The sequence below is a fragment of the Pseudomonas sp. WPR_5_2 genome, from assembly GCF_003634475.1.
GTDB lineage: Bacteria > Pseudomonadota > Gammaproteobacteria > Pseudomonadales > Pseudomonadaceae > Aquipseudomonas > Aquipseudomonas izuensis.
This window is the reverse complement of sequence record NZ_RBLA01000001.1, coordinates 1,333,993-1,353,994: the sequence shown is the minus strand read 5'-3', so window position 1 is coordinate 1,353,994 and position 20,002 is coordinate 1,333,993. Positions and strand designations below refer to the sequence as shown.

Annotated in this window: 17 protein-coding genes; 7 read left to right on the top strand and 10 right to left on the bottom strand. The window is 61.4% G+C overall.

Features of this window, described 5'->3' with window-relative positions; genetic code table 11:
- Nucleotides 1-159: 159 nt before the first annotated feature.
- Nucleotides 160-1,245 (top strand): helix-turn-helix transcriptional regulator, encoded by a 1,086-nt coding sequence (locus BJ917_RS05900; protein ID WP_121102575.1) that lies wholly within the window; start codon nucleotides 160-162, stop codon nucleotides 1,243-1,245.
- Nucleotides 1,246-1,283: 38 nt separating this feature from the next.
- On the opposite strand, the gene BJ917_RS05895 is transcribed toward BJ917_RS05900, so the two are convergent.
- The 4 genes from BJ917_RS05895 to BJ917_RS05880 form a co-directional block, all read right to left on the bottom strand.
- Nucleotides 1,284-2,447: an alpha-hydroxy acid oxidase gene (locus BJ917_RS05895; protein ID WP_096512237.1), complete on the bottom strand. Its 1,164-nt coding sequence runs from the start codon at nucleotides 2,445-2,447 to the stop codon at nucleotides 1,284-1,286.
- Nucleotides 2,447-4,006 carry an acetolactate synthase large subunit gene (locus BJ917_RS05890; protein ID WP_218570192.1) on the bottom strand — a complete coding sequence of 520 codons (1,560 nt, stop codon included), beginning with the start codon at nucleotides 4,004-4,006 and terminating at the stop codon, nucleotides 2,447-2,449. The genes BJ917_RS05895 and BJ917_RS05890 overlap by 1 nt, the downstream gene beginning before the upstream one ends.
- Nucleotides 4,003-5,349, bottom strand: coding sequence for an MFS transporter (locus BJ917_RS05885; RefSeq protein WP_121102572.1), 1,347 nt, complete (start codon nucleotides 5,347-5,349; stop codon nucleotides 4,003-4,005). The genes BJ917_RS05890 and BJ917_RS05885 overlap by 4 nt, the downstream gene beginning before the upstream one ends.
- 221 nt (nucleotides 5,350-5,570) lie before the next feature.
- On the bottom strand, nucleotides 5,571-7,142 hold the full coding sequence (locus BJ917_RS05880; RefSeq protein ID WP_096512235.1) for an arylsulfatase: 1,572 nt from the start codon (nucleotides 7,140-7,142) through the stop codon (nucleotides 5,571-5,573).
- 913 nt (nucleotides 7,143-8,055) lie between these two features.
- Here BJ917_RS05880 and BJ917_RS05875 point away from each other — a divergent pair.
- Nucleotides 8,056-8,412, top strand: a complete 357-nt coding sequence (locus tag BJ917_RS05875) for a DUF6124 family protein (RefSeq protein WP_121102570.1) — start codon at nucleotides 8,056-8,058, stop codon at nucleotides 8,410-8,412.
- A 79-nt stretch (nucleotides 8,413-8,491) separates the two neighbouring features.
- Here BJ917_RS05875 and katG read toward each other — a convergent pair whose 3' ends face one another.
- On the bottom strand, nucleotides 8,492-10,747 hold the full coding sequence (gene katG, locus BJ917_RS05870) for a catalase/peroxidase HPI (RefSeq protein WP_121102568.1): 2,256 nt from the start codon (nucleotides 10,745-10,747) through the stop codon (nucleotides 8,492-8,494).
- A 400-nt stretch (nucleotides 10,748-11,147) separates the two neighbouring features.
- Between katG and BJ917_RS05865 the strand changes: the two genes are divergently transcribed.
- The gene (locus BJ917_RS05865; RefSeq protein WP_096512228.1) at nucleotides 11,148-12,275 is read left to right on the top strand and encodes a diguanylate cyclase; all 1,128 of its coding nucleotides are present in this window, start codon (nucleotides 11,148-11,150) and stop codon (nucleotides 12,273-12,275) included.
- 239 nt (nucleotides 12,276-12,514) lie between these two features.
- Here the strand turns inward: BJ917_RS05865 and BJ917_RS05860 are convergent, their stop codons facing one another.
- Complete coding sequence (locus BJ917_RS05860) at nucleotides 12,515-13,768, bottom strand: epoxide hydrolase family protein (protein WP_121102566.1); 1,254 nt, start codon at nucleotides 13,766-13,768, stop codon at nucleotides 12,515-12,517.
- 199 nt (nucleotides 13,769-13,967) lie between these two features.
- Here BJ917_RS05860 and BJ917_RS05855 point away from each other — a divergent pair, with 199 nt between their 5' ends.
- From BJ917_RS05855 to BJ917_RS05840, 4 genes are all read left to right on the top strand, one after another.
- Nucleotides 13,968-14,243 carry a metal/formaldehyde-sensitive transcriptional repressor gene (locus tag BJ917_RS05855; RefSeq protein WP_096512226.1) on the top strand — a complete coding sequence of 92 codons (276 nt, stop codon included), beginning with the start codon at nucleotides 13,968-13,970 and terminating at the stop codon, nucleotides 14,241-14,243.
- Between the two features lie 8 nt (nucleotides 14,244-14,251).
- On the top strand, nucleotides 14,252-15,388 hold the full coding sequence (locus BJ917_RS05850) for a nickel/cobalt efflux transporter (RefSeq protein WP_121102564.1): 1,137 nt from the start codon (nucleotides 14,252-14,254) through the stop codon (nucleotides 15,386-15,388).
- A gap of 94 nt (nucleotides 15,389-15,482) precedes the next feature.
- Entirely contained in the window at nucleotides 15,483-15,890 is a 408-nt protein-coding gene (locus tag BJ917_RS05845; protein WP_096512224.1) for an antitoxin Xre-like helix-turn-helix domain-containing protein, read from the top strand.
- Nucleotides 15,884-16,576 (top strand): RES family NAD+ phosphorylase, encoded by a 693-nt coding sequence (locus BJ917_RS05840; protein ID WP_121102563.1) that lies wholly within the window; start codon nucleotides 15,884-15,886, stop codon nucleotides 16,574-16,576. Before BJ917_RS05845 ends, BJ917_RS05840 begins: the two co-directional genes overlap by 7 nt.
- A 2-nt stretch (nucleotides 16,577-16,578) precedes the next feature.
- Here BJ917_RS05840 and phnE read toward each other — a convergent pair whose 3' ends face one another.
- From phnE to BJ917_RS05820, 4 genes are read right to left on the bottom strand one after another with little or no spacing between them, the layout of a single operon-like run.
- Nucleotides 16,579-17,346: a phosphonate ABC transporter, permease protein PhnE gene (gene phnE, locus BJ917_RS05835; RefSeq protein WP_121102561.1), complete on the bottom strand. Its 768-nt coding sequence runs from the start codon at nucleotides 17,344-17,346 to the stop codon at nucleotides 16,579-16,581.
- Nucleotides 17,343-18,170 (bottom strand): ABC transporter permease, encoded by an 828-nt coding sequence (locus BJ917_RS05830; RefSeq protein WP_096512221.1) that lies wholly within the window; start codon nucleotides 18,168-18,170, stop codon nucleotides 17,343-17,345. The genes phnE and BJ917_RS05830 overlap by 4 nt, the downstream gene beginning before the upstream one ends.
- Entirely contained in the window at nucleotides 18,164-18,961 is a 798-nt protein-coding gene (locus tag BJ917_RS05825; RefSeq protein WP_096512220.1) for a phosphonate ABC transporter ATP-binding protein, read from the bottom strand. The genes BJ917_RS05830 and BJ917_RS05825 overlap by 7 nt, the downstream gene beginning before the upstream one ends.
- Nucleotides 18,958-19,809 (bottom strand): putative selenate ABC transporter substrate-binding protein, encoded by an 852-nt coding sequence (locus BJ917_RS05820; RefSeq protein WP_096512219.1) that lies wholly within the window; start codon nucleotides 19,807-19,809, stop codon nucleotides 18,958-18,960. The genes BJ917_RS05825 and BJ917_RS05820 overlap by 4 nt, the downstream gene beginning before the upstream one ends.
- Nucleotides 19,810-20,002: the final 193 nt, after the last annotated feature.

Genomic DNA, 20,002 nt, shown 5'->3' with positions numbered 1-20,002 from the left:
CCTGTAGGAGCGAGCCTGCTCGCGAAAAACCTGAGATCGCCGCGGGGAATCAGGCACCCCGCGTCATCGTTAACGACCATCGCGAGCAGGCTCGCTCCTACAGGGAACGGTTGACTCCTGTGTATACTGCTGTCCCCGGCACCCCGCACAGGACCGAACATGACGGAAAACAGCTTCGCCTTCCGCCTGAAGGAATTGCTCGAACTCAACAAGCTGACGCTGCAAGTCGTGGGCACAGCGCTGGGCATCTCGCGCACGTCGGTTCACAAATGGACCCGTGGGGGTGAGATCGATTACGACAACCTGCGCAAGCTGGCGGACTTCCTCAAGGTCAACTGGATCTGGCTGCGTTACGGCGAAGAAGCCCTGCGCGATGTGCAGGGCGCCGCAACTGTCGAATTGCCGATGACTGACCTGCGCCGCCGCTACACCACCCAGATCATGGAAAGCGAAGAACGCATGAAGCTGGCCCAGGAAGGCGCACGCATCGTCACCTGGGAGTGGAACCTGATCAGCGACGAGCTGACGTATTCACCCAACGTCGAAACGGTGTATGGCTGGCCGGTCCATTCCAACGAGGATTTCTGGCGCCACCTGCCGCCGGAAGATGTCGCCGCGATGCAGGCCATGTACCAACGCGCCATCAACGAGGGCAGCGGCTGTGAATTCGACTTCCGGATCTTCCAGCCCGATGGCGAGATGCGCTGGATTTCCTCGCGGGCGACAGCGGTCAGGGATGCGGTCGGGCGAACGGTGAAAATCGTCGGCATCAGCATGGACAACACCCCGCGCATGATCATCGAAGAAGAACTGCGCATCAGTGAAGAGCGCTTCCGGGCCATCTTCGAGCTGACCTGGGGCGCCCTGGCCTATATCGGCCTGGATGGCGGCTGGCAACGGGTCAATGGCAGCCTCTGCGAATTGCTGGGTTACAGTGCCGATGAGTTATACGGCATGACCTTCCAGGCACTCACCCATCCTGACGACCTGCCGAACAACCTCCAGTTGCTGGACCAGCTTCTGGCCGGCCATATCGAGCGCTACGTGGTTGAAAAACGCCTGCGCCGTCGCGATGGAAGCTACCTTTGGGTCCGGGCGCGTACCTCGCTGCAGCGCCAACCTCAGAGCGGCTTACCCGACCACCTGATCAGCGTCTTCGAAGACATCAGCGCCGAATGCGTCGAACGTGAGCGCCTGCAGGCACGCATCGTGGAACTGGAAGCGCGTTTGACCGAGCGCGCCTGACACAAGGCCGGCGCGCATTTCGAGTCTTCCTGGATGGGTTAACCGAAGGTGCCGGGCAACAGGATACCGCTGTTGACCTTTTGCACATCCGTAACGCCGCAGAATGCCATGGTCAGGTCCAGTTCCTTGCGGATGATCTCCAGGCACTGGCTGACGCCTGCCTCGCCCATTGCCCCCAGACCGTACAGGAAGGCGCGGCCGAGGTAGACCCCCTTGGCGCCGAGCGCCAGTGCCTTGATCACGTCCTGCCCGGAGCGGATGCCGCCGTCCATGTGCACTTCGACCTGCTCACCGACCGCTTCGACGATGGCCGGCAAGGCTGCGATCGAGGAGGGTGCGCCATCGAGCTGACGACCACCATGGTTCGACACGATCACCGCGTCGGCGCCGTGTTGCACGGCCAGGCGTGCATCTTCGGCATCGAGGATGCCCTTGATGATCAACGTGCCGCCCCATTGTTGCTTGATCCATTCGATGTCGGCCCAGCACAGGGTCGGGTCGAACTGTCGGGCGGCCCAGTGCGCCAGGCTGGCCGTGTCGCTGACGCCGCTGGCATGCCCGAGAATGTTGCCGAGGTTGCGCCGCGACGTGCCGAGCATGCCGTGGCACCAGCGGGGCTTGGTCATCATGTTCAGGAGGTTGGGGAGGGTGAGCCGGGGAGGGGCCGAGAGGCCGTTGCGAATGTCTTTGTGGCGTTGCCCCGGTACTTGCAGGTCGAGGGTCAGCACCAGCGCCGAACAGCGCGCAATCCTGGCACGCTCGATGAGCTGACGGATGAAACCGCGGTCACGCATCACATAGAGCTGGAACCAGAAGGGTTGGCGGGTGTGGGCGGCGATGTCTTCGATCGAGCAGATGCTCATGGTCGACAGCGTGAAAGGCACGCCGAACTTCTCGGCTGCCCTGGCCGCGAGAATCTCGCCGTCGGCGTGCTGCATACCGGTGAGCCCGGTGGGCGCCAGGGCGACCGGCATGGCGACTTTCTGGCCGGCCATCATGGATTCAAGGGTGCGATTTTCAAGGTTGACCGCGACGCGCTGGCGAAACTTGATGCGTTCGAAATCATCGCTGTTGGCACGATAGGTCGATTCGGTCCAGGAACCGGAATCGGCATAGTCGTAGAACATGCGCGGCACGCGCCGCTTGGCAAGCACACGCAAGTCTTCGACAGAGGTAATGACGGGCGTCCCGGAACGGATCATCAGGCAATCACCAACTCGATCAGGAAGGGGCCGGGTGTGCGATTGGCCTGGGCAAAGCGTTCGTTGAACTGCTCCAGGGTGTCGACACGTGCAGCCGCCACGCCCATGCCGTTGGCGAGTTTCACCCAATCCAGGTCCGGATTGCCGATATCGAGCATGTCCAGCGCGGTCTTGCCGGTGGTGGCGCCTACGCTCGCCAATTCGTGCTGGAGAATGGCGTACTTGCGATTGGCCAGGACAACGATGGTGACGTCGAGCTTTTCCCGGGCCATCGACCACAGTGCCTGCACGGTGTACATGCCCGAGCCATCGGCTTGCAGCGCGACGACCCGCCGGTCCGGGGCGGCAATGGCCGCGCCGAGGGCCATTGGCAGGCCGTCACCAATGGCGCCGCCGGTGACCTGCAGCCAATCGTGCGGCGCGGCGTTGAGGGTGCCGGGATAGAAGGCGTGGCCGAAGCTGACGCTTTCATCAACGACGATGGCGTTTTCCGGCAACAGCGCATTAAGGCTTTGCGCCACGGCCTGGGAGGTGATGGCACCGCTGCCGGGTTCAGGGTTGGCCGGCAGGGCGGCGGTCGATGTCAGTGGCGGCGCGTTCAGTTCGTCCGCCAGGCGCGCCAGCGCGTCGGCCAGGTCTTCTTCGGGGCGGGCCAGCACATGGACGACCGCATCGTCCGGATAAGGACGCGGCGACTTGCCAGGGTAGGCGAAGAACGTCGCCGGTACCGGCGTACCGACCAGAATCACGTTGGCGATGCCTGCCAGTTTGGTGCGGGCCATGTCGCCGAAGTAGGGTAGGCGTTCGACGGCAAGACGCCCACGGCCACGGGCCACACGCGGGTTCATGGTGGTCGACAGCAGGCGTGCATCGGTGGCGGCGGCGATGCGGTGGGCACTGCCCAGGGCATCCTGTTCCAGCGCGCGTCCGGCGAGCAGCAGCAAGGTCGGTTGGCCGCTGCGCAATACACGCGCCATTTGCGCCACCACGTCCGGCGCGACCTTGGGCGTCGGGATCGGCGCCAGCGGCTTGGCCACCTGGCCGCCCGCATCCCAGCAGACGTCCGACGGCAGGATCAGGCTGGCCACGCCGCCCGGTGCGGCACTGGCGGCCTGTATCGCGGTGGCGGCTGCCGTGCCGACCGAAGCGGCGGTGGTGGCGGTACGTGTCCACACCGAAACCGGCCGGGCCCAGCCCTCGGTGTCGGCGGTCAGCGGGGCGTCGAACGGGCGGTGGTAAGTGGCCTGGTCGCCGATGATATTGACCACCGGCGTGTTGGCGCGCTTGGCGTTGTGCAGGTTGGCCAGGCCGTTGGCCAGCCCGGGCCCGCAATGCAACAGGGTGGCCGCTGGCTTGCCTTTGATGCGGGCATAGCCATCGGCCGCACCGGTCACCACGCCTTCGAACAGGCAGAGCACGCAGTGCATCCCGGGAATGCGATCCAGGGCCGCGACAAAGTGCATCTCACTGGTGCCGGGGTTGGCGAAGCAGGTATCCACGCCGCCGTCGAGCAGGGTCTGCACCAGGCTTTCGGCGCCGTTCAGCGAATTCTCGTTCATGCTTGTTCCTTGGTCGGTTTCTGATGGCGACGCTCATTGAGGCTGTATGCGGGAATTCCGATCAGCAGTGCCAAGGCACCCAGCACGAGCAAAGTGGCGATCACGTCGAACGCCAGGTACAGGTCGCCGGTCGAGGTCTTGATCGCGCCGACCATGGCCTGGCTGGTGACACCGGCCAGGCTGCCAAGGCTGCTGATGATGGCAATCCCGCCCGCGGCACCGGCTGCGTTGAGGAAGGCCGGCGGAATCGTCCAGAACAGTGGTACAGCGGACAAGGCCGCCGCCGCGCCCAGCGTCAGAAGCGCTATCGACAGCATGGCGTTGCCCTGGGCAAAGCCGAGCAGGGCGAAACTGCCGGCGCTGACCAACATCGTCAGACCGAGGTGCCAGCGTCGTTCCAGATGGCGATCGGAGCTGCGGCCGAGCAGGTACATGCCTGCCATTGCGCTCAGGTAGGGCAGGCTGGTGACCATGCCGATGGTTTTCAGGTCGGTCAGGCCAAAGTCGCGAATCAACGTGGGCATCCAGTAGGACACCGTGTTCGAACCGCTGTAGATGCAGAAGTACACCAGCCCGGCGATATACAGCCTGGGGTTGCGCAGCACCTGGCTAAAACCGCCCTGGGTCTTGCCGGGCTCGGTTGCCAGCGCAGTGGCCAGCGTCTGTTTCTGTTCCGGGCTGAGCCACTTGGCTTGCCCCGGTGTGTCGGTCAGCCAGAACCAGCCGAACAGGCCGAGCACAATGGCCGGGATGCCCGTGAGAACGAAGAGCATCTGCCAGTCATGCAACCCCAACCAGCCGTGGAGATGGGTCATGATCGCACCGGCCAGGGGGCCGCAAATGATCCCGGCGACGACGCCCGACATCATGAAGGCTGCCGTAATGCGACCACGCAAGGCGGCAGGAAACCAGTAAGTCAGGTACAGGATCACACCGGGAAAGAAACCGGCCTCCGCCATGCCGAGCAGAAAGCGTGCGGCGATGAGCTGGTTGGCCGTCGTGACAAACGCAGTCGCTACGGTGACCGCACCCCACAGCACCATGATCCGGGTGAGCGTGGCCCGCGCACCGACGCGCTGCATGTACAGATTGCTGGGCACTTCAAAGAGGATATAGCCGAAATAAAAGATCCCGACGCCGATGCCATAAGCCGCATCGCTCAACAGGATATCTTCGGCCATGCGCAGTTTGGCGAAGGAAATATTGATGCGGTCGATGGCGTTGATGATGAACGCGACCAGCAGAAAGGGCATCAAGCGCCAGATGATCTTGCGATAGAGACTCGCCAGATCGACGTCAGGACGTGCCCCGGCGAGCGGCAAGCTTTGTTCGAGTTGATTCATGGAATGATCCCTGCGCGAGTACGCGACTTGTGGCCGTCGCTCTTGCGTGCAACCGTGTGCACACCCCGCATGGATACTGCCCCGCGCTTGGTCGTTCCTCACCCTCTCCAAACGGGGGGGCGCGGAGAAAACGTAAAGGGGACAGATTTATTTTTTCAGAAAGATAAGGCATTGGAGTAGAAAGCGTCCGCCTATAGGCGGACGCTGGAGAGCAGGTCTTTCTATTTCTGCTTCATTTTCTCCGCAATCTGCTTGTCTACCTCTTCGCGAATCTGATCGATGCTGAAGCTCGCCGGACGTTGGCTTGGCGGGTAATCGACAAAGGTCTGCAAGAAGGCTGCGGCTTTTTGGGTTCCCTCAAACAGCAAGTAGTCGTTCTTTGTCAGCCAGTCATAGTATTGATCAGACACCACATCGGCGCGCTCGTAGGGGTCCATGCGCAAGTTGAATAGCTTCGGCACGCGCAGGCAGGTAAAGGGTTCGCTCCATACCTTCAGCCCGCCCGGTGCGCGCTGTTCGCAGTAGACGATTTTCCAGTTGTCGTAGCGCATGCCCACCAGAGCGCCATCATCGTTGAAATAGTAGAACTCGTTACGCGCGCTTTGGTTGGTCTTCCCGGTCAAGTAGTCCAGTTGGTTGAAACCATCGAGATGGACCTTGAAGTTCTTTCCTCCGACATCGGTGCCCTTGAGCAGGCGGTCCTTGATATCAGTGTCTCCCGCTGCGGCCAACAAGGTAGGGAACCAGTCCAGTCCGGAGAACATTTGACTGGACACAGCGCCAGCCTTGATCTTCCCAGGCCAGCGGACCATCGCCGGAACCCGGTAAGCACCTTCCCAGTTGGAGTTTTTCTCATTGCGGAACGGTGTGGTCGCCGCATCCGGCCAGGACCACTGGTTAGGACCGTTGTCGGTGGTGTAGATCACGATGGTGTTGTCGGCGAGCTTGAGGTCGTCGATGCTCTTGAGCAGCTTGCCCACGTCGCCGTCATGTTCGAGCATGCCGTCGGCGTAATCATTGCCGGCCATGCCGCTCTGGCCTTTCATCGAGTCGCGTATATGGGTGAAAGCATGCATGCGCGTGGTATTCATCCAGACGAAAAAGGGCTTGTCCGCCTTGGCCTGTTTTTCGATGAAGCTGATGGCGGCCTGAGTGGTCTCGTCATCGATGGTTTCCATGCGTTTGCTGGTCAGTGCACCTGTGTCTTCGATCTTGCCGTCGGCGAAACTATGGATCACCCCACGAGGCGAGGCTGCCTTGAGGAATGCCGCATTATTCTTCGGCCAGTAGGGGCGCTCAGGCTCCTCTTCGGCATTGAGGTGGTAGAGGTTACCGAAGAACTCGTCGAAGCCGTGGTTGGTGGGAAGGTATTCGTCCTTGTCCCCCAAGTGATTCTTGCCAAATTGCCCGGTTGCATAGCCATGGGCCTTGAGCGCCTGGGCAATCGTCACGTCCCTTGCTTGCAAACCGACTGGCGCGCCTGGCATCCCCACCTTGGAAAGACCTGTGCGCAGGGGCGACTGCCCCGTAATAAAGGTCGAGCGTCCTGCCGTGCAACTGTTCTCGGCGTAGTAATCGGTGAATTTCATGCCCTCCTTGGCAATTCGATCAATGTTCGGCGTTTCATAGCCCACCACGCCGTCGGCGTAGGCACTGATGTTGGTCTGACCGATGTCGTCGCCGAAGATCACCAGAATGTTGGGTTTGTCGGCCGCTATAGCGGTCCCTGATAACGTGAAGAGCGAGGTCGCCACGAGGGCGATTTTGGGAAGCCACTTGCGTACGCATGTCATTTGACTTGCTCCTTTGCCGGTGGATCGCATGCTGCAACTGATATTTTGTTCAGTCCTGCCTCTATGCAGATTGTTGCCGGCTTGAGTGCGGCGGTATCCCGGATGTGTTCGACGCGTATCGGCAACCCTATCGACGATAGCCCAGACGAGAGCGTTGCTAGGTAGAAGGCTTGAATGGAGGGTCAATAAGGCGATTAACGGTAGAACTATGGTGTATTCGAGTGCGGAGTTTGTGCCTGTTTTTGGAGTTGTAAGACACATGAAGCTACTAATGGGCTATCAGTGAATTGCTTCGGTTTTTTAATCAATGAGTGACCGCTATTGGCTGTGGATTCAACCGGTCGATGCAACACAACTAAATTCTGTGTAAGCAGAAGGAGTGTTGCAGATGAAGCAGAGACCTCGCCTGGTACATCACCCACGCTGCTCCAGTTTCAGATTATTTTGCCTTGATGCATCACAAAGATTACCGCTACTTCCTTTCACTCGCCTTGAGGTGATTGGACGATGTTCGCGAGCGAACTCGCTCCTGCAGTCAGGGCGTTCATCTACTTTTTAAACATCATCAGAAACCGTGTGTTTAACGGGTCTCGCACTCATTTCCTGAAAGCTACAAAACCTTGCGTCGTTGCCTACGGTTACGCCAGAATCCGCTGGCTTGTACGCCTGGGACCCGGGTTCTATCGTTTGCCGGTCGCTGAAAACAGCGATCGGGTTTGGTAGCCCGGTTTTTTCAGGTGCGCAGTGCTGCCTTTTGCAGAGGCTGATTCAACTCTGCTTTTATGGTGGCCGTGCGCAGGGCGTCTTCGGATGCGCCGGGTTCCTGGACCGGTCTACCAACCTGTGTATGGCCACCACCCTCGTTTGGTAGCGAAGGATGGTGACTCCTCATTCATATCCAGGAGCTTCATCCATGTTCAAACCAACACCCAATCCCCCGGACACCGACCCCACATCTCCTTACGACCCCGATTCAAAAAAACTCAACGAAGGCGCCGAACGCGCCCTCGATTTCCACTTCCCCTCGACCGCCGACATCAAAGCCACCCCGCGTACACCCAGCACCCTGTTTACCGTGAACCCGGAGACCACGATCGAAACCCTGGTGGTTTATCTGGTCGAGACGCTGGCTTCGGTGGATGTGATGGTCCATCAGTTGGTGGATCATCTGGACGGTGGATCGCGCAATGCGCTGCTGGGGATTTCCAACAGCATCATGTTGGCGGAGATCACGGCGAATCGGGTGCTGGATCAGATTGATCCCTTGTAGAAGCTGTCGTCAGGTCCGAGAAATAAAATGGCCACCCCGGCATTGAATGCCGGGGTGGCCAATGGTCCTGCCTGCTATTTCACTTCAGGTCAAAGCGATCCAGGTTCATCACCTTGGTCCACGCCGCCACAAAGTCCTTCACGAATTTCTCCTTGTTGTCGGAACTGGCATAGAACTCCGCCAGGGCCCGCAGTTGTGCGTTGGAGCCGAAGACCAGGTCCACGCGGCTGGCGGTCCATTTTGGCTGGCCGGTCTTGCGGTCGCGACCTTCGAATTCCTCATTGGTGTCCGAGGTGGGTTTCCATTCCACGCCCATGTCCAGCAGGTTGGTAAAGAAGTCGTTGGTCAACGCGCCCTTGCGGGTGGTGAAGACGCCGTGGGCGGTTTGTCCGACGTTGGTGTCGAGCACGCGCAGACCGCCAATCAGCGCGGTCATTTCCGGTGCAGTCAGGGTCAGCAACTGCGCCTTGTCGATCAACAAGTGCTCGGCCGTTACGCGGTAACGGGTTTTCAGGTAGTTGCGGAAGCCATCGGCGATGGGTTCGAGGAAGCCGAAAGACTCGACGTCCGTCTGTTCCTGGCTCGCGTCCATCCGCCCCGGTGTGAAAGGCACTGTGACGGTTTGCCCGGCATTTTTCGCCGCCTGTTCGACGCCGGCACACCCGGCCAGCACGATCAGGTCCGCCAGCGAGATTTTCTTGCCGCCGGTGTTGAATTCCTTCTGGATGCCTTCGAGTTTCGCCAGTACGTTGGTCAGTTGTTCAGGTTGGTTGGCGGCCCAGGATTTCTGTGGCTCCAGGCGCAGCCGTCCACCGTTGGCACCGCCGCGTTTGTCGGAACCACGGAAGGTAGAAGCTGCCGCCCAAGCCGTTGAAACAAGCTGCGAGACCGACAGGCCCGAAGCCAGCACTTTGCTTTTGAGCGCGGCGACGTCACTGTCGTTGACCAGGGCATGGTCGACCTTCGGAATCGGGTCTTGCCACAGCAGTTCCTCGTTGGGCATTTCCGGGCCGAGGTAGCGCGAGAGTGGCCCCATGTCACGGTGGATCAGTTTGTACCAGGCGCGGGCGAAGGCGTCGGCCAGTTGATCCGGGTTTTGCAGGAAGCGGCGTGAAATCGGCTCGTAGATCGGGTCGAAGCGCAGGGCCAGGTCGGTGGTCAGCATGGTTGGGTTGCGGCGCTTGGACGGGTCGTGGGCGTCCGGAATAATGCCGGCACCCGCACCGTTTTTCGGAACCCACTGGTTTGCGCCGGCCGGGCTTTTTGAGAGTTCCCATTCGAAGCCGAACACGTTCTCCAGAAAGTTGTTGCTCCACTTGGTCGGCGTTGTGGTCCAGGTCACTTCCAGGCCGCTGGTGATGGTGTCGGCGCCTTTACCGGTGCCAAAGCTGTTTTTCCAGCCCAGCCCCTGCAGCTCCAGGCCCGCGGCTTCCGGTTCGGCCCCGACGTTATCGGCAGGACCGGCACCGTGGGTTTTACCGAAGGCGTGACCGCCGGCGATCAGCGCCACGGTTTCTTCGTCATTCATGGCCATCCGGCCGAACGTCTCGCGGATGTCCAGGCCGGCGGCGACCGGATCGGGATTGCCCTCCGGACCTTCCGGGTTCACATAGATCAGACCCATCTGCACGGCGGCCAACGGGTTTTCCAGGTTACGGCCCTGGTCGGTACGGCTGTCCTCGTTTTTCCCGGGTTCGGCCACCAGTGGAACATCGCCGGGTGCTTGTACGGGTTTTTGCCCCTTGTCGTAACGGACGTCGCCGCCCAGCCATTTGTTTTCCGAGCCCCAGTACACGTCCTCGTCCGGCTCCCACACGTCCGGACGACCACCGGAGAAGCCAAAGGTCTTGAAGCCCATGGACTCCAGTGCGACGTTGCCGGTGAGCACGATCAGGTCGGCCCAGGAAATGTTGCGGCCGTACTTCTGCTTGATCGGCCAGAGCAGCCGGCGAGCCTTGTCGAGGCTGACGTTGTCCGGCCAGCTGTTGAGCGGCGCGAAGCGTTGCTGGCCGGAACCGGCGCCACCGCGGCCGTCACCGGTGCGGTAAGTGCCGGCGGCATGCCAGGCCATGCGGATGAACAGCGGGCCGTAGTGACCGAAGTCGGCCGGCCACCAGTCTTGCGAGTCGGTCATTAGCGCAGTCAGGTCTCTTTTGACTGCCGCAAAATCCAGCTTCTTGAAGGCTTCGGCGTAGTTGAAGCCCTCGTCCATGGGGTCGGACAGGGACGAGTGCTGGTGCAGGATCTTCAGATTCAGTTGGTTAGGCCACCAGTCGCGGTTCGTTGTGCCACCGCCGGCGGCATGATTGAACGGGCATTTCGATTCATTTGCCATGTCTGAGCTACCCTCGGTCGAGTTCATTCAGCTTTCCGGCCCGGTACGGGCCTGCAATAGAAGCGAGCGGAATCAATGACTCAGGTTTGCGGACCCACTTTTCGATCCTCTGATCGATGCGGTCACGCGGGCATTGCTGTCAGTGGCAATCAAATTGCCATCATGACGGCCCACACTACGCCTGGTCAGTTTCTGACTCATTCTTATCTTCGCATCAGGTCTGTGCCGGCCAGACTTCGCCGACGCCAGTAAGGCTAGACCCCGATTGGCAAGTCAGCTAATAGCGCGAGTATTGATTGCCGATAGGCGAAATCTTTCAAGCGAGCACAGAGTTTTGCAGGCGCTCGTGAACGATGTGCCACAATAGTTCACGTCACCGCAGCATTATCAGGCGAACACTATGGATGGCCTTGGATTTCGGCACGAGCAGGAACGCTTCATCGCCCAGCAGGTGCGTACAGACCGATTGCAACAGCTGTTTCGCCAATCGGTAACAGCGGTTTTTGGCAGTTTCCTGGCGCTGGTCATGCTGTGCTGGCTGTGCTGGGAACGTTTCGACCATACCGTCGTTGCCTGGTGGGTGGCCCTGCTGACGGCCTCGACGCTGGTGCGCATCACGATGTTCCTGGTCTATTTCCACAGCCCGGAAGCGGCGCGCACACCGCAACGCTGGGAACGCATCTACCTGGTCACCCTGGTACTGTCCGCCGGCATCTGGGGTGGGGGCGCGCTGGCGGTCATGCCGGCCAACGACCTGTTGGCCCAGGCGCTGGTCATGTTGTTTACCGTCGGTATGTCCGTCAGCGCGGTGTCCTGCTACTCGGCCTATCGCTACATGACGGTGGTGTCCATCGCGCTTGTGTTGTTGCCCTGTACCCTCTGGCTGTTGTTCCAGTCGTCGACCCTTCAGCTCGGCATGGGCCTGGCGGTCCTGGTGTTCGCGTCCTTTGTGTGCAGCGCGACGCGCAAGCTGTCCGATGCCCTGGAAACGGCGTTCCGCCTGACCCGTGAAATGGAGTTGGCGCACAGCATTTCCACCCGCGCCGCACAAACCGATGAACTGACGGGCCTGAAAAATCGCCGGGCGTTTTTCGAACATGCCCAGCGCCTCTATAACCATTGCCAGAACTATCAGTTGCCGCTGTGTGCGGTGATGCTGGACATGGATCACTTCAAACACATCAACGACACCTATGGGCATCAGGTCGGCGACCAGGTGTTGCGGCAAATGGGGGTGGTGATCTGCCGGTCATTTCGCGAAACCGACGTGTACGGACGGCTGGGTGGCGAGGAATTTGCGGTGCTGCTGCCGGAAACGTCTCTTGAGACCGCGCAGAACATTGCCGAGGAACTGGTTCACTCCATTGCCGGGCTGATGACCGGGCCGGTGCACTGCATAACGGCCAGCGTCGGGGTGGCGGCCATGGATTCCAGTGACAAGGATCTGCATGGTTTGATGAGCAATGCCGATAGAGCGCTGTATCGGGCCAAGGCCCGGGGGCGTAATCAGGTTGTGGTGTCGGAGTAGGAGTAGGAGCAAGCTTGCTCCGGGCGGTGCTCCGACGAAAAAACCTGGACAAGGCGATCATTCAGACAGCACGCGTTATCGTTGTCGTCCATCGCGAGCAGGCTCGCTCCCACAGGAGATTACGATCAACTGTGGGAGCGAGCCTGCTCGCGAAGGGGCCCTGTCAGACGACATCATGGGGGGATGCCAGGCCGTATTCGCGAACAGGTTCGCTCCCACATTTGGATTTTTGCCATCCCTCAACGCAACGAACGGAACGCCGTGCGCACTTCTTCGGTAAACAGCTGTGGCTGTTCCCAGGCAGCAAAATGGCCACCTTTTTCGGCCTGGCGAAAGTAAATCAGGTTTTTGTAGGCGCGCCGGGCCCAGCTCTCCGGCGGGCAATAGACGTCGTCCGGAAACACTGTTATCGCCACCGGCAGCGAGATCTCGGCGGTCTTCTGGGCGCTGGCCGACAGTGGGCTGCGTCCCTTGTTTTCCCAGTACAGCCGGGCTGACGAAGCACCGCTGTTGGTCAGCCAGTACAGGGTGATGTCGTCCAGCACTTGATCCCGGGTCGGTGACTGTTGCGGGTCAGCGCCGTAACGCCATCGGGAAAACCCCGGGTGCACCAGCAGGAACGCGGCGAGGGCCACCGGGGAGTCCGCCACGCCGTAGCCGATTGCCTGAGGTCGGGCAGCCATCATGGCGCTGTAGGCCAGGTTGCCCTGTTTGATCAAGGCGGCCACGGCCTCGTAGGTCGCGCGTTCCTGGGCGGAAAACTCCGCCGGTGCGGGCCCGGCAACTGCCAGCGCAGCACCCGCTTCGGGTGGTATCGTCGCCGGCAGATTAAGGTGAATGCCGCGCAACCCCGGCGGCGCCTGACGCGCCATGGCGCCGGTGATCGGCCCGCCCCAGTCGCCTCCCTGGGCGACGTACCGCGGGTAACCGAGGCGCTGCATCAATTGCGCCCAGACCTGTGCAACGCGATCCGGATCCCAGCCGGTGCCACCGGGCTTGCCCGAAAAGCCGTAGCCGGGAATGGAGGGGATCACCAGGTCAAAGGCATCGCCGGCGTTGCCGCCGTGAGCCACAGGGTCGGAGAGGGGACCGATGACCTTGATGAATTCGAACACCGAGCCGGGCCAGCCGTGGGTCATGATCATGGGCAACGCGTTCGGGGACGGCGAGCGTACCCAGATGAAATGGATGTCGACGCCGTCGATGGTCGTGACGAATTGCGGCAAGGCATTGAGCTGCGCTTCGGCCTTGCGCCAGTCGTAATCCGTGCCCCAGTAACGTATCAACGCTTGTAGTTGCACCAACTGCGCACCCTGAGAAGCATCGTCGACAGTCTCCTTGTCCGGCCAGCGGGTGGCTGCGATGCGCTGGCGCAGGTCGGCCAGTGCCTTCTCCTCGACGGCGACGTGGAAGGGGCGGACGGCGTCATCGGCGAAGGCCGTGAGCAGGGTGCAAAGCCACAGGGCGAGGACGAGCGCGCATCTGGGGTTCATGTTCTTTGTCCCTGAGGCATACGCGAAGAGGTCATTGGTCATCAGCATGGCACGGGGCTAAGGCATGGGTGGGGTGAATAGACGCACGGAACCTTGCCTGGAGTTCTCCGGCGGCAATTCACAAACGCGGACCCTGGGCTTGCGATGGCAATGAATCTGAGTGACCATGCGCGTTATATATAGGTAGGGGGGGTATGGTATGTCTCATGTTCATGGGCAAAAGGATGACTTGCTGAAACGGGTTCGGCGCATTGCCGGGCAGGTACAGGCGATAGAGCGGGCGCTGGAGGCCGATGCGGACTGTGCGAAAACGCTGCACCTGGCGGCTGCTACCCGTGGGGCCATGAACGGGCTGATGGATGAAATCATCGAAGCTCACGCGCATGCACATGTCGCCAATCCTGAGTTGAGTGACGAAGAGCGCGCCAAGGGCGTTGCCGAGTTGCTTGAAGCCATCCGTCGTTATTCGAAGTAGGCCCGGTCATGACAGATTTTGCGGAATTGCTGCAGCAGGGTAGTGCCCATGCGTGGCTCTATTTCCCCAGTGCGATATTGCTGGGTGCGTTGCACGGGCTTGAGCCGGGGCATTCAAAGACCCTGATGGCGGCCTTCATTGTGGCCATCCGTGGTTCGGTCAAACAGGCGGTGTTGTTGGGGCTGGCCGCAACGCTTTCGCACACGGCGGTGGTGTGGCTGGTCGCCATCGGTGGCATGTATCTGGGCGCTGGCCTGAACGCCCGGGCCACCGAGCCTTACTTTCAGCTCGCGTCCGCCGCAATGATCATCCTGATTGCACTGTGGATGTTATGGCGCACCTGGCGTGGCGAGCGGATGTTCAAGTTCGAGCAAGGCGATGATCACCACCACGGTGAGCATGGCCACGATCATCATGATGAAACTCAGCGAATCGATACCGGCCATGGTCGGGTTGAGCTGTCGATTTTCGAGACAGGCATGCCGCCGCACTGGCGTCTGAAAGCATTGAGCGGGCATGCCTGGCCTGCCGCCGACGTGCGTCTGCTGACGACTCGTCCGGACGGCAGCACTCAGGCGTTCGCATTTGTCGAGCAGGGTGGCTGGCTGCAATCGACGACCGATATCCCCGAGCCGCATGAGTTCGATGTTCGCTTGAGTCTTGGGCATGCCGGGCATTCCCATGACTATGACTTGAGTTACCGGGAGCATGCCCACGGGCATGCGCATCCCGACCTGCAAGGCCTGGAACTGTCGATCGACGGTTATCAGGACGCCCACGAGCGCGCCCATGCCAATGATATCCGCAGGCGCTTTACCAATCGCGAAGTCACGACTGGCCAGATCATCCTGTTCGGCCTGACGGGGGGGCTGATCCCGTGCCCGGCGGCAATCACTGTTTTGCTGCTTTGCCTTCAGGTCAAGGAAATCGCCCTGGGGGGCATGCTTGTCCTGTGCTTCAGTATCGGCCTGGCGTTGACGCTGGTATCGGTTGGCGCGGCGGCGGCCATTGGCGCCAATCAGGCCGCCAGCCGCTGGCCATGGTTGGGCACGGTGGCTCGTCGTGCGCCTTACCTGTCCAGCGTGTTGATCATCGGCGTTGGGCTGTATGTCGGTGTACAGGGGTGGATCGGGTTGAGTGCCTAGGGGCCGGGGGGATTGCCGCTGGTCGATGTCATCTTGATCTATGGACTCAATAAGCCTATTTATGAGTCTGTGGATTCAAGATGAGAGACCGGACATGCCACTCGCCCTTCAAGTGCAGCAGGGGTTTACCAAGAACCAGTGCGTGACCGGCCTGCGCGCCGCTGTCGGCATACTCGAAAAATGGGCGGCCTCCAGCGAACAGGCCTGCCACGTCCTGCGCATTTCCCGCAGCACCTACACCCGCGCCAGGCAGCGTGATCCCGACTGGGCCGTGGCCCTGGATGCGGACCAGATGCAGCGCATCAGCTTTGTGCTGAACATTCACGCCACCTTGCGCCTGATCTTCGATAACCCGCAAAACGTCTACGGTTTTGTGTCGATGGCCAACGACAACGAGTTTTTCAACGGGCGGACCCCGCTGGAGATCATGGCCCAGGGGGACATGATCTCGCTGTACGAGACGTTTCGGCGAATCGACGCGCTGCGAGGCGCGCAATGGTGAGGGTCAACCAGCTGCCGGCGTTCGCCGGAGAGTCGCTGCAGGCCTACCGGTTGGTCAATTCGAAGTTTCCGCCGATAGCGATGTTTGATGACGTGGCCGATGCGGATGAATTCGAGGTGTTGTACGAGATCCAGGCGCTCACCAATCCACGACTGAAAAACGAGGTCGGGCAACTGGAGTTGATCGCCCGCAGCGAGATCCCGTTCGGTATTCCCGGTTGTTCGTACGCGACCGCGCCCTTTACCCACGTCAACCCGGCGGGATCGCGCTTCAGCGATGGCCGCTATGGCGTGTTGTACCTGGCCGACTCCATGGATACGGCGCTGGCCGAGGTGCAGCATCATCAAACGCTGTACTGGTCGAACGTGCACAACCTCAACTATGAGCGCTTTGTTTTTCGCGGCCTGTCCTGTGCTTTTGTCGACAAGGCGATGAAAGACGCGACGGCCATTTCGATCACCGATCCGATCTACGATCCTGACGATTACACCCATTCCCATGGATTCGGCAACGCCATCAGGCAGGCCCGATGCCCCGGCCTGCGTTACCACTCCGTTCGCCGGCAGGGCAGCCATTGCTGGGCGTTGATGACCCCAAGGCCAGTGTTGTCGATTGTCCAGACCGCCCACTACGAGATGATCTGGAACCGGCAGATCACCAGCGTCAACCAGATCAGCGAAGCCTGACGTCAGGCCTTGACCCAGCGCTGTCGGCTCCAGCTGCTCAGCGAGTCGACGGCGAACACCAGCAACAGCATCGCCAGGATCACGGTGCTGGCCTGGGCTTCCTGGAACAGGCTGAGGCTGACATACAACATCTGCCCCAGACCGCCGGCGCCGACGAAGCCGAGCACGCTGGCCATGCGGATATTGTTTTCCCAACGGTACAGGACGTAGGCGAGCAACTGAGGCAACAGGTTGGGCAGGGTGCCGTAACAGAACGCCCACAGGGCGTTGCTGCCTTGCAGGCGGATCGCGTCGGCGGGTTGTGGCGGGGTGTTTTCCAGTGCTTCGGCGAATAACCGGCCGAGTACGCCGGTGGTGTGCAGGGCCAAGGCCAGGGTGCCGGCATTCGGGCCGAGCCCGGCGGCCAGGACCATCAACGCGGCCCATACCAGTTCCGGGATCGCCCGCAGGGCGTTGAGCACCAGGCGCGACGCGCTCTTGAACGGCCAGCCGAACCGCCCGGCCGCCGGCAGCGCCAATATCAGACCGAACACCGCCGCGAGCAGGGTGCCCAGGGCGGACATGGCCATGGTTTCCAGGGCACCATGGGCGATGGCCTGGAGATGCGCCGGGCTCAGGTCCGGGCTGAGAAAGCGCTGCGCATAGGCGCCCATCTGCTTCAGGTTGCCACTGCCACCCAGTGCGCCGAGGTCGATGCCCAGATAGCTGAACGATGCGACCACCGCGACGCCGATGCACAGCAGCAGGGCCAGATTGATCAGGCGATTCATTGCAGTCTCCAGCGCAACAGGCGGCTGAGCTGATCGGCCAGCAGCACCAGCAGCACAAAGGTCAGCAACAGACTGGCCACTTCCCCGCCGGCGAACATGCGCAGCGACAGGTCCATTTGCTGGCCCAGGCCGCCGGCACCGACGAAGCCCATCACGACTGACGCACGGATGGCGCACTCCCAGCGATACACCGTGTACGACAGCAGTTCCGCCGCGACGTTGGGCAGGATGCCGTAGCAAAACGATGCGAGCCGACCGCTACCGGCTTGCAGCAGTGCGTGGGCCGGACGCTGGTCCACCGATTCGAAAATCTCTGCATAGACCTTGCCCAGCATACCGCTGTAAGTAATGGCGATGGCCAGCACCCCAGCGGTCGGACCAAGACCGACGGCGCGTACGAACAACAGGGCCCAGACGATTTCCGGCACGCTGCGCAGGAAGATCAGCAAGCCACGCACTGGCCAGCGCAGCAGGCGGCCCAGGTAACCGGGGCGGCCGGCGCGAGAGGCCGCCGACAGCGACAGCGCCCGACTGGCCAGCAGGCTGGCGGGCACCGCCAACAGCAAGGCCAGGGCCATGCCGGCGGTGGCGATGGCCAGGGTTTGCAAGGTGGCTTGCCACAGCAGCTGGAGGAATTCTTCACCATGGGCTGGTGGCCAGAAGGTTGCCACGAAACGGCCCATTTCGCTCTGGCTGTCGGTCGCCAGCAACACGCCCAGGTCCAGTTCGCTAAAGCGGATGCCGGGCCACAACAGCGCAAGGGCCAGCAGACTGAGCAGCAGGCGGGGCCAAGTGGCCGGGTCTCGGGAATCGCGGGTCAGCATCGGGGGATCTGCACGCTCAAGGGGGGCGCAGGCGTCGGTGGCGATTGCAGTTGCTCGTTGGCGTAGAGCTTGTCGAGCAGCTCGTGGTCGACTTCGCTGGCCGGCAGGTCGAACAGGATCTGCCCATCACGCAGGCCGATGATCCGCGGAAAATGCGCCAGGGCCAGTTCCACCGCATGCAGGCTGGCGACCAGGGTGACGTTGTGTTCCCGGGCGTGGCGGCAGAGCACCGACAGCGTGTGCCCGGCCAGCACCGGGTCCATGGCCGACACCGGCTCATCGGCCAGCAACACCTCGGGCGCCTGATAAAGCACCCGGGCTACGCCGACACGCTGGAGCTGGCCTCCGGACAGTTGCTGGCACTGCGCGAACAGCTTGTCACTCAGGTCCAGCCGGGCCAGTGCCGCACGGGCGCCCGGAATGTCCACCGGATGCAGCAGATTCAGCAGACTGCGGCCCAGGCTCCACTGGCCCAGCTTGCCGGCCAGCACCGCCGTGACGACCCGCTGGCGTGGGGGCAGGGGAGGCGATTGATGCACCAGGCCGATACGGGCGCGCAGGCGCTGGCGCTGACGGGCCGACAACTTCCAGGCGCGTTCGCCCAGGACTTGCAACTCGCCGCTGCCGGGGCGCAGGGCAGTGGCCAGCAGATTGAGCAGGCTCGACTTGCCGGCACCGGACGGACCAATGATGGCGACCTGTTCGCCGGCACCGATGTGCAGGTCCACGTCACGCAATGCCTGGACGCCGTTGGCATGGGTCAGGCTGACCCCGGTCAACTGCAAGGTCATTTGAGCAGGTCGGCGGCGCGTGCGGCTTCCTCGATGCCCTTGTAGTTCTCGGGGCTGGTTTCGATGAAGCGGCTGGCGGCCTGCAGATCCAGGATCTCCTTGTCCGCGGGCTTCGCCGGATCGAGGGCCAGGAAGGCTGCCTTGATTTTGTTGGCGAGCGCCGGATCGAGGGTGCCGCGTACGGTCCAGTTGTAATCGAAGTAGGCCGGAGTGGTGGCGAACACCTTGACCTTGTCGGTGTCGACCTTGCCGGCGGCGACCAGTTTTTCCCACACGCTGGCATTCAGGACGCCGGCATCGACCTTGCCGGCCTGTACCCAGGCGACCGTGGCGTCGTGGGCACCGGAATAGCCCACGCGACTGAAGTAGCTTTCCGGCTTGATGCCGTCCTTGAGCATGAAATAACGCGGCATCAGACTACCCGACGTGGAGGACACCGAGCCGAAGGCGAAGGACTTGCCCTTGAGGTCGGCGAGGGATTTGACGTTCGGGTCGGCGGAAATGAATTTGCTGGTGAACTTCGCGTCCTGCTCACGCTGTACCAACGGAATGGCATTGCCGGTTTTCAGGCGGGCCTGCACGAAGGTAAAACCCCCGAGCCAGGCCAGGTCGATGCGGTCGGTAGCCAGCGCCTCGACCACGGCCGGGTAGTCGCTCACCGGCACGAACTCGACCTTCATGCCCAATTGCTGTTCCAGGTACGCACCCAGCGGCTTGAATTTGCGCAGCAGTTCGGTCGGTGCCTCATCGGGAATTGCGCTGACTTTCAGGGTGTCAGCGGCCTGCGTGAGCACGCTGCAAACAGACAGGGTCAAGCCGATGGCTAATGCCAGGGTACGCTTGAGCATGGAAGTTCTCCGTTTTATTTGCGCAAGTTGGGTCGATGCACTGAGAGGTTAGCCGAAATGACCGTGGGAGCGAGCTTGCCCGGGAAGCGGGCGGCACATCCTACATCATCGTTACCTGACACACCGCTTTCGCTGGCAAAGCCAGCTCCTACGGGGGGCTGTGTTTGTCAGAAATACAGGCGAACATCCCAAA

Coding starts and splice junctions, on each gene's coding strand:
- BJ917_RS05900 (WP_121102575.1), top strand. CDS start 160: ATGACGGAAAACAGCTTCGCCTTCCGCCTGAAGGAATTGCTCGAACTC.
- BJ917_RS05895 (WP_096512237.1), bottom strand. CDS start 2,447: ATGATCCGTTCCGGGACGCCCGTCATTACCTCTGTCGAAGACTTGCGT.
- BJ917_RS05890 (WP_218570192.1), bottom strand. CDS start 4,006: ATGAACGAGAATTCGCTGAACGGCGCCGAAAGCCTGGTGCAGACCCTG.
- BJ917_RS05885 (WP_121102572.1), bottom strand. CDS start 5,349: ATGAATCAACTCGAACAAAGCTTGCCGCTCGCCGGGGCACGTCCTGAC.
- BJ917_RS05880 (WP_096512235.1), bottom strand. CDS start 7,142: ATGACATGCGTACGCAAGTGGCTTCCCAAAATCGCCCTCGTGGCGACC.
- BJ917_RS05875 (WP_121102570.1), top strand. CDS start 8,056: ATGTTCAAACCAACACCCAATCCCCCGGACACCGACCCCACATCTCCT.
- katG (WP_121102568.1), bottom strand. CDS start 10,747: ATGGCAAATGAATCGAAATGCCCGTTCAATCATGCCGCCGGCGGTGGC.
- BJ917_RS05865 (WP_096512228.1), top strand. CDS start 11,148: ATGGATGGCCTTGGATTTCGGCACGAGCAGGAACGCTTCATCGCCCAG.
- BJ917_RS05860 (WP_121102566.1), bottom strand. CDS start 13,768: ATGAACCCCAGATGCGCGCTCGTCCTCGCCCTGTGGCTTTGCACCCTG.
- BJ917_RS05855 (WP_096512226.1), top strand. CDS start 13,968: ATGTCTCATGTTCATGGGCAAAAGGATGACTTGCTGAAACGGGTTCGG.
- BJ917_RS05850 (WP_121102564.1), top strand. CDS start 14,252: ATGACAGATTTTGCGGAATTGCTGCAGCAGGGTAGTGCCCATGCGTGG.
- BJ917_RS05845 (WP_096512224.1), top strand. CDS start 15,483: ATGCCACTCGCCCTTCAAGTGCAGCAGGGGTTTACCAAGAACCAGTGC.
- BJ917_RS05840 (WP_121102563.1), top strand. CDS start 15,884: ATGGTGAGGGTCAACCAGCTGCCGGCGTTCGCCGGAGAGTCGCTGCAG.
- phnE (WP_121102561.1), bottom strand. CDS start 17,346: ATGAATCGCCTGATCAATCTGGCCCTGCTGCTGTGCATCGGCGTCGCG.
- BJ917_RS05830 (WP_096512221.1), bottom strand. CDS start 18,170: ATGCTGACCCGCGATTCCCGAGACCCGGCCACTTGGCCCCGCCTGCTG.
- BJ917_RS05825 (WP_096512220.1), bottom strand. CDS start 18,961: ATGACCTTGCAGTTGACCGGGGTCAGCCTGACCCATGCCAACGGCGTC.
- BJ917_RS05820 (WP_096512219.1), bottom strand. CDS start 19,809: ATGCTCAAGCGTACCCTGGCATTAGCCATCGGCTTGACCCTGTCTGTT.